At 45.1% G+C, this 13,018-nt stretch carries 10 protein-coding genes; 5 read left to right on the top strand and 5 right to left on the bottom strand.

Annotated elements, in window-relative coordinates:
• Positions 1-3: 3 nt before the first annotated feature.
• The gene (locus GLO7428_RS18975) at positions 4-963 is read right to left on the bottom strand and encodes an undecaprenyl-diphosphate phosphatase (protein WP_015190193.1); all 960 of its coding nucleotides are present in this window, start codon (positions 961-963) and stop codon (positions 4-6) included.
• Positions 964-1,228: 265 nt separating this feature from the next.
• Between GLO7428_RS18975 and GLO7428_RS18970 the strand changes: the two genes are divergently transcribed.
• From GLO7428_RS18970 to nadB, 3 genes are all read left to right on the top strand, one after another.
• Positions 1,229-1,951 carry a DUF3120 domain-containing protein gene (locus GLO7428_RS18970; protein WP_015190192.1) on the top strand — a complete coding sequence of 241 codons (723 nt, stop codon included), beginning with the start codon at positions 1,229-1,231 and terminating at the stop codon, positions 1,949-1,951.
• 351 nt (positions 1,952-2,302) lie between these two features.
• Positions 2,303-2,740: a photosystem II complex extrinsic protein PsbU gene (gene psbU, locus GLO7428_RS18965; RefSeq protein ID WP_196797395.1), complete on the top strand. Its 438-nt coding sequence runs from the start codon at positions 2,303-2,305 to the stop codon at positions 2,738-2,740.
• A 374-nt stretch (positions 2,741-3,114) separates the two neighbouring features.
• Complete coding sequence (nadB, locus tag GLO7428_RS18960) at positions 3,115-4,794, top strand: L-aspartate oxidase (protein WP_015190190.1); 1,680 nt, start codon at positions 3,115-3,117, stop codon at positions 4,792-4,794.
• A gap of 18 nt (positions 4,795-4,812) precedes the next feature.
• Here nadB and GLO7428_RS18955 read toward each other — a convergent pair whose 3' ends face one another.
• From GLO7428_RS18955 to btpA, 4 genes are all read right to left on the bottom strand, one after another.
• Positions 4,813-5,070: a hypothetical protein gene (locus tag GLO7428_RS18955; RefSeq protein ID WP_015190189.1), complete on the bottom strand. Its 258-nt coding sequence runs from the start codon at positions 5,068-5,070 to the stop codon at positions 4,813-4,815.
• 415 nt (positions 5,071-5,485) lie between these two features.
• A complete protein-coding gene (locus GLO7428_RS18950) occupies positions 5,486-7,687 on the bottom strand; it encodes a CHASE2 domain-containing protein (RefSeq protein ID WP_015190188.1) in 2,202 nt (733 codons plus the stop codon).
• Positions 7,688-7,895: 208 nt separating this feature from the next.
• Entirely contained in the window at positions 7,896-8,855 is a 960-nt protein-coding gene (locus tag GLO7428_RS18945) for a vitamin K epoxide reductase family protein (RefSeq protein WP_015190187.1), read from the bottom strand.
• 105 nt (positions 8,856-8,960) lie between these two features.
• Positions 8,961-9,824 (bottom strand): photosystem I biogenesis protein BtpA, encoded by an 864-nt coding sequence (gene btpA, locus GLO7428_RS18940; protein WP_015190186.1) that lies wholly within the window; start codon positions 9,822-9,824, stop codon positions 8,961-8,963.
• 427 nt (positions 9,825-10,251) lie between these two features.
• Between btpA and rimO the strand changes: the two genes are divergently transcribed.
• Together rimO and GLO7428_RS18925 are read left to right on the top strand one after the other, a co-directional pair.
• On the top strand, positions 10,252-11,571 hold the full coding sequence (gene rimO, locus GLO7428_RS18930; protein WP_015190185.1) for a 30S ribosomal protein S12 methylthiotransferase RimO: 1,320 nt from the start codon (positions 10,252-10,254) through the stop codon (positions 11,569-11,571).
• Between the two features lie 50 nt (positions 11,572-11,621).
• Complete coding sequence (locus GLO7428_RS18925; protein ID WP_015190184.1) at positions 11,622-13,016, top strand: DEAD/DEAH box helicase; 1,395 nt, start codon at positions 11,622-11,624, stop codon at positions 13,014-13,016.
• Positions 13,017-13,018 lie beyond the last annotated feature (2 nt).

Below are 13,018 nucleotides of genomic sequence, written 5' to 3'. Positions count from 1 at the left end.
CTACTAGGTGTTTTGTAGTAGTCCAGTGCTAATTGCAGTTAAGATTGCTATTCCAAATGCTAACCTATATACGACAAAGACCCAGGTGTTGTGCGTTTGTAAAAACCGTAACAACCAGGCGATCGCCGCATAGGAAAACACCGCAGCAGAAATAATCCCAGCAATCAGCGGTAAAACTCCCGTATTGCCTAATCCTATCTCAATTGCACCTTTCAGTTCTACTAAGCCTGCTAAGGTAATTGCAGGAATACCTAATAAAAAAGAAAATCGAGCAGCAGGGGCGCGATCTAATCCGGTAAACAGTGCGGCTGTTAACGTTGAACCTGAACGCGAAACTCCAGGAATTAATGCCAACGCTTGAGCTAAACCTACTACAATACTGTCTTGAAGCTTAAGGCTATCTAAATCGCGCTTGCGCTTTCCGACTTGCTCAGCAAGCCCCAGTAATAAAGATAGTCCAATCGATGTAAAGGCAATAACTTGCAAACTCCGCATAGGCGAGTTGTCGAAATCTGGAATTAAAAACTTGATGAGTAATCCAAAGAAAATGATCGGAATTGAGCCTAAAATAATTCCCAAGCCAAGGCGGAAGTCATAAGAACTATAGTTTCTAGTTGCGATCGCTTTAGCTATTCCTGTCGTAATTTGCTTTAAGTCGCTCCAAAAATACCACAGTACTGCCCCAATGCTACCCAATTGAATAACTGCGGTATACGCAACGCCAGGATCGCCCCACCCTAAAACGACTGGTACAACTTTAAGATGTGCGGTACTACTGATTGGCAAGAACTCGGTTAACCCTTGTACCATACCGAGAACAATGCCTTGAAATATATTTATCTGAGGTACTGCAACTATCTCTGGATTCGGTTGGCTGAAAACTTTGCTTGGTAAAGTAGCAACTGCAAACGCAGCGATACCTGTGCTTGCGAGTTTAAACCAGCGCGGTAGGGATAATGCCATGTTCCTGTTTCTATACCAATGTCTCGTACAGCATAGCGGCAAATATCGATCTGAGCTAGATCGAGCTAGTTGTCTTTAAGAAATTCTTACTTTAGCTGGATGCTTTTGAAGGGTTCAGGGTTCAGGGATCAGAGATCGGAGTTATTTTCTAGTTTCTCTAATTGCTTTAATCCAATTTAGATTATGATAAATATGCCCCCTGGGGGGATTAATGCTACGATAAACTTTAATAAGATTAAGTTAAGTAAAGAATCATAACAAATCATTGGTTAATCATACATTGTCTTCATATTCAGCTTCGCCCCCAGTTCCTACTGGAGAAAACGCGATTGTTCCCTTACCCGCAATTGGTTCGCGCCAAGCTTGGTTATTCTTTGCTGCGGCAGTTTTTTTAGTATCCGTACCAGTATTTATTGAAGCACCCCTTGTGCGATCGCTACCGAGCTTGAGTTTAGCGTTAACTGGTGGCTGGATGGCGCTTAGTTTATTTTTGATGTCACGCCCAGCAACGCATCGTTGGGGCGATCTTTTATTCGGATTTAGCTGGAGTTGGTTAGCTGGTTCGTTGTATTGGGGTTGGCTGCGTTGGGAACCATTGTTGCATTTACCCGTAGAAGCGATCGCGCTACCATTTGCAATTTTTTGTATCCGGCGTAATTGGGGACTAATAGGTAACTTTTTTTACCTTGGTTCTTTATTTGGAACTGTAGTTACAGATATATACTTTTATGTAGTTGATTTAATTCCGCATTGGCGACAGTTAATGCAAGTAGAGCCAGCACTCGCCGCACCCATATTACAGAATGCTTTGGCGCAAGTTCATACATCGTGGGGACAACTGTGGGCGATCGTCTTAGCAAGTGTGCTACTCACAGTTGGCGTTTTACCTTTACGTAAGTTACAACTGCATTTCTGGGCGTTTGGTGGTGCAGTCTTAAGTACAATCTTGGTAGATCTTTTATTTTGGATAGCTGCATTAGCTGCGTGAAACTGAAGAAAGGCGAAGACCAAGAGGTAGAAGGTTTTGATATTCTAGAAGCTCCATGTGTCTTCATACTTTGAAGCTTCTAACTCATTCAAGACAATCTATATCCCTAGAAATCGCTCTAACAATACTGTCTCAAAAGCCTACTCTCCTAGCTTTATTTATGAGAACTCCATAAAAGCCTTCTGTTTTCTGAACTCTAATCCATCTTCCTGTTTCATGTCTGAGATTCAATAACCAAAATTTACTTATCAATGCTATAAGTGATAGCTTCGGGATCAATAAAGCTATATATTAGTTTCAGAAAGCCTGCTGTGTGTTGATTTCAGATTGATGGAAAGAGGTAGAGAAATCGTGAAACGATTGATGCGTGTATTGGCAATTTTGTTTTTCGTCGTAGGGTGTCTGGGATGGCTTGGCGTACCGCAACAAGCAGTTGCGGCAAATTTGGGCAATGTCAGCCTACATTCAGCAATTTTGGGCGTTGAGGTAGAATCAGCACCGCGAAACCGTGCTGATGATAAACTAGCTACGGACTTTGGTAAAAAAATTGATTTGAACAATACCAATGTACGAGCATTTCAACGGTATCCAGGAATGTATCCTAATCTAGCCAAGAAAATTATCAAGAATGCTCCCTACGAAAATGTTGAGGATGTGTTGAATATTGAAGGATTGAGCGATCGCCAGAAAGAACTGTTGCAAGCGAATCTGGACAAATTTACGGTAACAGAACCCGAAGCAGCTTTCGTCGAGGGCGACGATCGCTTTAACAATGGTATCTATCGATAACAGCTAAAACACATTTATCCGAACAACCCACTCCAAACGGAGTGGGCTATTTTTATATAAACAGGGTCATATTAGGGTGAGAACATGGATACTCCTGCATGAAGAGAATCGATGAATGAATTCGCCGCTAAATCAACAAAGTCCAGATGGTGCGTGGACTTACTCATAAAAAGCTTGTTTTAGTGTACGAAGGTACACTTTGCCTGGATAGCCCCGAAGAAAGTCGGAGGAAGAGTGTGATTCATGCAGGAGGTCTATGATAGAGGCTCTAATAACGGGCATAATGTATCTTTACTCTGTCTGAACCGTAGGTCTGCGCGAAGCACGTCCTCTGACCCCTGACCTCTGACCTCTGATCTCTACCAGTTATTGCCTTGTCTCAAATCAATCTCCAAACTCAATTTGATGTCATTGTTGTTGGTGCTGGTGCTGCGGGACTTTACACCACGCTATGTTTGCCAGAAAATCTGCAAGTTGGCTTAATTACCAAAGATACGGTATCGCTGTCGGCGAGTGATTGGGCGCAGGGGGGAATCGCGGCGGCGATCGCGCCGGATGATTCGCCGTTACTTCATATCGAAGATACTTTGCACGCAGGTGCAGGATTGTGCGATCGCGCCTCCGTAGAATTTATGGCAAAAATGGCACCGAGTTGCATCCAATCGCTCGTCAAACTGGGAGTTGCATTCGATCGCCGCGATCGCGAACTAGCTTTAACATTAGAAGCCGCGCATTCTCGCCGTCGCGTACTTCATGCTGCGGATACGACGGGTAGAGAAGTGACAACAACTCTCACGGCTCAAGTTCTACAACGCCAAAACATCCAAGTTATCCAGCAAGCTTATGCCTTAAATTTGTGGCTCGATGCGCAGCAACGCTGTCAAGGAATTTGCTTACTTTATCAAGATCGTATTACTTGGGTAAAAGCGAAAGCCGTTGTTCTCGCTACAGGCGGTGGGGGACAAGTTTTCGCGCAAACAACAAATCCGGCGATTAGTACTGGTGATGGAGTAGCGATCGCTTGGCGGGCGGGTGCTTTACTGCGAGACTTAGAATTTGTGCAATTTCATCCTACGGCTTTAACAAAAGCTGGCGCGCCACGCTTTTTGATTAGCGAAGCTGTACGCGGAGAAGGCGCGCACTTAATTGACGATCAAGGACACCGCTTTGCGTTTGACTACCATCCTGCGGGAGAATTAGCACCTAGAGATGTGGTAAGTCGTGCAATTTTCAATCATTTACAGCGTACTGCGTCTGATCCGGCAACGGCTCATGTTTGGTTAGATTTACGTCCAATCCCAAAAGAGACTATTCTGCATCGTTTTCCTAATATTATTCAAGTGTGCCAGCGCTGGGGAATTGATGTGTTTTCTGAACCTGTTCCGGTGGCTCCGGCGGCGCATTATTGGATGGGTGGAATCGTTACAGATTTAGATAACCACACTTCAATTCCTGGATTGTATGCAGTCGGTGAAACCGCAAGTACCGGAGTACACGGCGCGAATCGTTTAGCGAGTAACTCCTTGCTAGAGTGTATTGTTTTCGGCGCGCAGATGGCGCATTTGAATGATGAATTAGTTCCTTTGAGCAAGGATGATAGCTACATTCTGTCGAGTATTGATATTCCATTGTCTGAAGATGATTGGTTAACTCAACAACAAAAATTAACAACGTGGCGTCAGGAATTACCGCGTTTAGTATGGCAAGGTGCGGGGATTTGTCGCGAAGCAAGTAAATTAGAAGAGGCGATCGCGCAGGTTGTCGTTTGGCAAAACGAACTTGCAGCTTTACCTTTGAGTCAGTTTGTACTTCATTTACCCGCAGCACAGACAGTTACCGTCGATTCACCTTTTGCTGAACAACAGTTGCGCTTATGGGGAGAAACGCGGAACTTACTTGATGTCGCTTATCTTATTCTCAAAAGTGCGTCTTTTCGTACCGAAAGCCGTGGCGGACACTATCGTATAGATTACCCTCAAACCGACCCTAATTGGCAAGTTCACACCTTAGTACAACAGCATCAGTGGTGGCAATCTGAAAGAGTGGAAGAGTAAATTTTACTTCTTTAACAGCTACCTAGTACCAGAACCTTGAGTACTTTTAGGCGCACCTTTTCGCGGCGGAATAAAACGAGAAGTTGAATTTGTGTTGCCGTTAGTCGCTGGCGATTCCAAATCAGCAGCTAAGACAATCGTCACATCAGCAATACGATATTCAGTAACATTTGTGTTAAAAAGAATACTTATTAGTTTCTGTGTTTCTATGAGGTTAAACAGTTGTACCCCGACAACAAAAGTGACAATAGTTGTAAGTTTGAAATAAATTGCCATAGATGCTGCTGGAGCGCTATATATTTCAGTATTTCATATTCCTTTGTCTTGTTCCGTACATTTACGTAACGCACATAGTTAATTTACACAAGCTTAGAAAAGCCTGGCGTGTCATCAGTAAATTCACTAGAAGACACTCATAGCAGGGGTTAGAGGTCAGAGGTCAGGGGTCAGAGATCAGTTGACAGTGAAGAGAGTGTGGGAAGACTTTGTCAACTGTCAACTATCAACTTAGCGTGTTCGATGTCCTAGCTATTCCTTCGACTGCTATATCATGTCTTGACTCTATTGACGTTGGTTATAAATAAATTAGATGCACAAGGCGGGTGCGAATCAACCTGCCACTAAAAACTTTATAGTCTAGTGTGCGCAGGCACACCTTGATTGCATAGCCGCGACTTCAGTCGCAGGGCTTTTAGTGCAAAGGGACAACCTCAGCAAACTGGTAGCAATTTTTACCAAGTCGCTTAGCTTGGTACATTGCCAAGTCAGCTTGTTTTACTATCGTTTCTTGGGCTGTCCCATTGTTTGGATAAATGCTAATGCCGATGCTGGCAGTAATACATATGGTGTGTCCGTTAAGATGAAATTCTTGCGAAAGCATTGTTAAAATTTTTTCTGCAACAGTAGCAGCATCGTCGGCTTTGGCGATTCCTGGAAGAATAACCGTAAATTCGTCGCCGCCAAGTCGAGACACAATGTCGCTACCACGCAAACAAAGTGTTAATCGTTGTGCAACTGTCACCAGTAGGCGATCGCCGCTATCGTGTCCAAGAGTATCATTGACTTGCTTGAACCCATCCAAGTCGATAAACAACAACGCTAGTGATAATTTATTATTTTCTGCCCAGGCAAGCGACTGATTGAGGTGGTCGTAAAATAACTTGCGGTTGGGTAAACCTGTGAGTGAGTCGTGATAAGCAAGATAACGCAAACGGTCTTGCGAATGTTGTAATTCAGTGTTTGATCGCAAAAGTTCAGCAGCGGTGCGCTTGAGTTCCTCTTCAATTCGCTTACGTTCTGTAATGTCGCGCATCACTCCCACTAAAAATAAATTACCCGCCGCGTCTTTGTGCAGTGATTTTTTAGTCGCAACAAGATGAGTTATACCTCTAGAATCGGTTAGTTCCTCTTCGTTTTCGATCGCATTGCCACTGACGAAAACAATATCATCCTGTTGCCAAGAAATATCGGCTTGATGTTGCGGGAGAAATTGATAGTCTGACTTTTCGAGTAATTCCTCCAGTGGATAGCCAATAAATTGACAAAATGCATCGTTTAAAACGATCCACTGATGCTGTTGGTTTTTGACAAAAACAGGATCGGGAATTGTATTAATCACTTCCTGCAAAAATTCTTTTGATCGCTGTAGCCCTTCTTGTTGATAGGCGATGTGGCTGGCGATCGCTACCGCACAGCCAGCAATACCCAAGAGTGGCGGAACAACAGGTAGCCACCAACCAGCAGTAAAAGCGATGTATGTACTACCAACAAGTAGCGCAGTGGCGATCGCAAGACTCACAATAAACTGAGTTGGTTTACGCAAACGCCAACTCAGCGACGCACCAACAAAAGTCCACGCAAAAATCCACAAGCTTTCAGTCAATTTTGACCAAACTTGAATCACTGGACGTCCAATAAGTGCCGCATCGAGAATTTGGCTGATAAAATTAGCATGGAGTTCTACACCCGCGATGGGTTGTGCTGCTGGGGTGAGGAAACTGCTGCTGTAAGGAGTGAAGAAAAAGTCTTTGAGACTGGGTGCAGTAGAACCGATCAAGACGATGCGATCGCGAAACCACTCGGCTGGTACTTTATTCGTTAAGACATCTGTAAGCGATACCGTACGAAAGCTTGCTTGCGGGTGGCGAAAATTAGAGATGATCTGATAACCACCATCATCAGCGTGCGCGTAACCACCGTCATTGCGTTTGAAGCAAGGAAACACACTTTTTCCAAGTCGTAGATAGTCGGGATTTTGTGCTGGTTGAGGAGCAATTCCTTGCGATGCCAAATAGCTTAAAGCGAGTTTGAGCGCAAAACTTTCATGCGTTTTATCGTCTGCTGTCCAATACAATAAACTACGGCGTACTTTTCCATCCGCATCAAGAATCACGTTATTGAAACCTACACGACCTTGTTGATTCAAAATCAGTGGGGGTAACACCGCTGCACTATACTCATCTTCAAGTTTTTCAATGCCGATTAAGTTGGGAAGCGATTTGTAGGTTTGTTGCAGTTGTTCGTGTCCAGGTTCTACAGGTAAGTCTCGGTAAAGATCTAAACCAATAACGCGGGGTTGGTAACGGTGTAATTGCTGCAATAGCTGCGCAATGATAGTATCCGGTAAGGGCCACTTTCCGATAGATTGCAGATCAGCTTCTTCAATGGCAACGATCGCAATTCGTTCGTCTGTAGGTTCAGGTGGGCGTAGACGAAAAAATTGATCGAGGGCTGCCCACTCTAAAGATTGGATAACCCCAAAGTAACGTAATAACAGGATACAACTAGTAACGCTGAGCGCGGTTAGCCATACTCGCCGACGATTGCGTGTGCGTAATTGTCCTCTAAATAATCGTTTTTTCGTTCCTTTACTACCGTCTCCAATTATACCCATGCTTGACGATGCCCAACCTTCCCTACTGCTAGATTGCCCAAGGAAGGTTAGGAATTATTCAATAGCAACAATTTTTTGTAGGGATCAAAGGTCAGAGGTTATTGGCTATTGCCTCAGCAAAGAAAATAATTGATTTCTCAACGTCTGTAACTATCTATTTTCCTTGCTTTTAAGCATAAAAATTTCCCTGATCCCCGACCCCTGACTCTTACGAGGGAGAGTACTGAAAATTGCGTGGACCTGTGTAGCCGGAAAGTTCTGCTAACTCTTCTAAAGACCTTAAACCAGGATACAACTGACCATTGATTTCCCAGGTTGGGAAGCTTTGAATACCTGCGGCTTGACAAAGATCGGGACGCGCGTTTTGACCATCCGCAGCACACTCGATGTGATTAATTTCGGCGTAGGCTTGTTGTCCAAACAACTGCTTTTGTTCGTGGCAATGCGGACACCACCAAGCGACAAATTCTCTCGCACCAATCTGATTTAGGTGACGTGCTAAAGCTATTTCAGCTTCTCCAGAAGTCGTTGTAATTTGCCAACCCACACCAGGCGTTGGCGCTGTTGTTGGGCTTAAACTTGTACTGGTTTGTCCTGGTGTTGTTGCGGTTGGTTGATTGACTCCCGCGTAGATACCGAGAGTCCCAATGAGGGTAATCATACCGACAACGATCGCGGTAAAGAAAATTTGCCCGATATCGTCCCACGCCCGACCAATAATCGTGAGGACTAAAAGGCTAACTGAGAAGATCGCTGAGGCAATACAGTAAATACAAGTCGCTTGAATTTGCGAAAAGAGCAAATACATCAAGTAACCACTGAAGACGGTCATGGCGATCGCACCAGCCAGCAGTAGCAACCAAGTCCAATTTTCTACTTGCGAACGCAGTTCTTTTTTGCGTCCTGGGTTGATTGCCAAAGGTGCCAAAGCAAACGCGCTCATGCTGGCGTAAGCTAAGAAACCAAACAAAGCTAACGGTAAGCCAAAAACTGTGGCATAAGGGCTAGAAAGAACGAGATCGCAGTTTCCCGCAGGACAAGCAGTGGAACTTTGGGTAAACTTTACGATCGTTAAGTATGCGGTAGTCAGTGCGCCTAGCAACGCGATCGCTGCGATTAGCGGACGTGACCATCGATGTATCCAAGGAGTAGATCGTCGGCGACTCATGGCTAGTGACTAGTGGCTAATGGCAATATGTCAATACTTAAGACTTTTTTATTGCCTAAGTTTTATTTTGACAAGTTCAAGGTAGCATTCTATGGCAAACGATGACTAACTCCGCACCCCCGATTCTTGATCTTTGATCCCCATCGGATCGCCCACTTTTATAGTTTGCAGCTTGCTACTGCGTGCAGCTTCGACAAATTGGCTAACGCGAATCGGATCGATTGTTTGCTCGCGGCGACCGTGCCGTTTCAGCGATGAGGAGACGATCACACCGTCTGCGGCTTGCATTAATGTCGAAATATTTTCCCAGTTCGCACCGCTGCCAATCAGAACTGGCGTATCGTAAGCTGCTGCTTTGGCAAGTTCTAAATCTTGTAAATCGGGTGGGCTACCTGTTGCCCAACCTGACAAAATGACGGCATCGGCTAAACCCCGCTCGATCGTATCTTGTACAGCCACAGTCAGATTTGGCGAACTCAACGGTCGTGCGTGTTTGACAAGTACATCCGCAAAAATTCGGACATCGCTGCCAATTTCGCGACGATAGCGCAATAATTGGTGCGCTTGCCCTTCGATTAATCCTTGATCTGTTGCCATCACGCCCGTGAGAACGTTGACGCGAATGAATTGGGCTTTGACAACGGTGGCGATCGCTAAGGCGCTATGCGCGTCGTTCCGCAGGACATTCACCCCAAGCGGAATCGTAACTAACTGCATTAGCCGCTGAATGACTACGGTCATCGCACTGACTACCGCTGGATCGACTTGATTTTTTGTAAATGGCGCGTCAAAAAAATTTTCAACGATAATACCATCAACGCCGCCACTCGCCAGCGCTGTTGCCTCTTGTTCGGCACGGTCAATCACGGCTTTAAGGTTATTACCCCAACCTGGTGCGGTGGGCAACGGTAGTAAATGAACTACGCCGATAATTGGGTTGGGAGTTTTAAATAGCTGCTTTAAGTCCACTTTTTCTCCACTACAGACGCTTCAGCTTCAGCGCGGTTAAAATAAGCAACTTAAATCGTACACGCAGCGATGACATAATTTATCCTTTGCTGGAGTTAGCAGCACAGTATTCATAAGATATGTTAAGATATAAACCAGGTGCAACGGAGTTTGCCACTCCAACATCAAGCTAGGTACAACTATTGTTCCTACAACAACACTGCATAGGGCAAAGTAGGGTAGCTTAATACCAGTTTAACAATTGGTATTTCTCTAAGTTTAAAATTAAGAAATTTAAACGAAATCCAGTTTTATCCTCTAAGCCCAGCAACGAAACGGCATTAATATCCATTGTTAGCGCTGGTGGAGTAAGCTGACGACCTGTGTTTGTAAAGCAGTAAAATCCGCTGGCGATAATTTCGACTGCAAAACACAAGCGACTTACTGTATGGGTGATAAGCCAACAATTGCGATTTCTCATTTGGGCTGCGAGAAAAACCGAATCGATACGGAACACATGCTAGGGCTTTTAGTTCAAGCCGGCTATGGTGTAGATACAAATGAAGAACTAGCAGATTATGTCATCGTTAATACCTGTAGCTTTATTCAAGCGGCGCGGGAAGAATCTGTACGAACTTTGGTAGAACTAGCAGACGCGGGAAAAAAGATCGTAATCGCGGGCTGTATGGCGCAACACTTTCAGCAGGAACTCTTAGAAGAGTTGCCCGAAGCAGTAGCAGTGGTAGGAACAGGAGACTATCACAAAATTGTTAATGTAATTCATCGGGTTGAGGCAGGAGAACGCGTTCAAGAAGTGACTGCTGAACCAACGTATATTGCGGATGAGACAACACCACGCTATCGAACAACGACTGAAGGTGTCGCCTATCTCCGTGTTGCGGAAGGATGTGATTATCGCTGTGCGTTTTGCATTATTCCACATCTGCGAGGAAATCAGCGATCGCGCTCGATTGAATCGATTGTGGCAGAAGCCAAACAACTTGCAGCGCAAGGCGTCCAGGAAATTATCCTCATTTCGCAAATTACGACAAATTACGGTGTCGATGTTTACGGAGAACCGCGATTAGCCGAACTGCTGCAAGCATTAGGGAAAGTCGGTATTCCCTGGATTCGGATGCACTACGCCTATCCTACAGGACTGACACCAAAAGTCATTGAGGCAATTCAAGCAACGCCCAATGTTCTACCTTATTTAGACTTACCGTTACAGCACTCGCATCCAGAAGTTCTGCGCGCGATGAATCGTCCTTGGCAAGGGCGCGTCAACGACGGGATTATCGAACGCATCAAGCAAGCAATTCCGCAGGCGGTGCTACGAACAACGTTTATCGTTGGATTTCCTGGAGAGACAAAAGAACACTTTGAGCATCTACTGCAATTTGTTCAGCGTCATGAATTTGACCATGTTGGAGTATTTACATTCTCTCCAGAGGAAGGAACTCCGGCGTACAGTTTGCCAAATCAGTTACCGCAAGAAGTTATGGAAGCGCGACGCGATGCGGTGATGGAAATTCAGCAACCGATTTCGTTGCGTAAGAATCAACAAGAAGTCGGCAAAGTCGTAGAAGTGCTGATCGAGCAAGAAAATCCAGAAACTGGAGAACTCGTGGGACGTTCTGCCCGATTTTCTCCGGAAGTTGATGGTTTAGTTTACGTTCAGGGTGCAGCGCGGCTAGGTTCTCTGGTACCAGTCAAGATTACCGATGCCGATATTTACGACCTTTATGGTCATGTCGTTAACAACTAGTTAATGGCGCGTTGATTGCAAGTGAAACACAGTACATATTAGGAGATTAGATGAATTTTTCCTTTGAAAGCTTGGGTCTTTCAGAAGCACGTATTCAACATTTAGAAAAAATTGGATTTACAGCAGCGACAAATATTCAAGCGCAAGCAATTCCTCACTTACTTGCAGGGCGCGATGTTGTCGGACAATCGCAAACTGGTACCGGAAAAACAGCCGCATTTTCATTGCCAATTTTAGAGCGCATTGACCCAAATCAAAGATCGGTGCAAGCTTTAATTTTGACACCCACACGCGAGTTAGCGGTACAGGTAAAAGAAGCGATTTCTAGCTTTATCGGCGAGCAAAATATCCGTGTAGTAGCAATTTATGGCGGACAATCGATTGACCGACAAATGCTACAACTCAAGCGTGGCGTGCAAATTGTTGTCGGTACGCCAGGGCGGGTGATTGATTTGATCGATCGCGGTAGCTTGCAGCTAAATCAAATTAATTGGATGGTGTTAGACGAAGCCGATGAAATGCTCAGCATGGGCTTTATTGATGATGTAGAGAAAATTTTACAGACTGCACCAAGCGAACGGCAAACAGCTTTATTCTCTGCCACAATGCCACCGTCGATTCGTCAATTAGTGACAAAGTTTTTGCGATCGCCCGTAACGGTGACAGTCGAACAGCCAAAAGCAGCACCAACACGCATCAATCAAGTTGCGTACTTAGTTCCCCGCCATTGGACAAAAGCACGCGCCTTACAACCGATTTTGGCGCTGGAAGATCCCGAATCTGCTTTGATCTTTGTGCGCACTCGAAAAACGGCGGCTGAACTGACAAATCAGTTACAAGCAGCAGGTTACAGCGTAGACGAATATCACGGCGATTTAACGCAGCAAGCGCGTGAAAGACTGTTAATGCGCTTCCGGAACAAGCAAGTACGCTGGGTGATTGCGACTGATATCGCGGCGCGTGGTTTAGATGTCGAAGATTTGACGCACGTCATCAACTACGACTTACCCGATAGTGTCGAAACGTATGTCCACCGCATCGGGCGAACTGGGCGTGCAGGTAAAGAAGGAACCGCGATTTCGTTGGTACAACCGTTTGAACGACGCAAACAGCAATTGATTGAGCGTCACGTTCGTCAAAGTTGGAAAGTCATTTCTATTCCAACGCGAGCGCAGATTGAAGCACGTCATTTAGAAAAGCTGCAAGGTCAAGTACAAGAGGTTCTATCAGGAGAACGTTTAGCTTCGTTCTTACCCATTGTGCGCGATTTAAGCAACGAATACGACGTCCACGCGATCGCTGCTGCTGCATTACAGATGGCGTATGATTCGACTCGTCCCGCTTGGATGCAGTCAGAAGCTGCAATAATCGAACCCGATAAACCATCGACACCGAAACCGATTTTGCGCTCAGCGCGATCGCAATCTGTATCGAAAAATAGCTAAAT

The organism is Gloeocapsa sp. PCC 7428 (genome assembly GCF_000317555.1).
GTDB lineage: Bacteria > Cyanobacteriota > Cyanobacteriia > Cyanobacteriales > Chroococcidiopsidaceae > Chroogloeocystis.
This window is presented reverse-complemented; position numbering and strand designations above follow the sequence as displayed.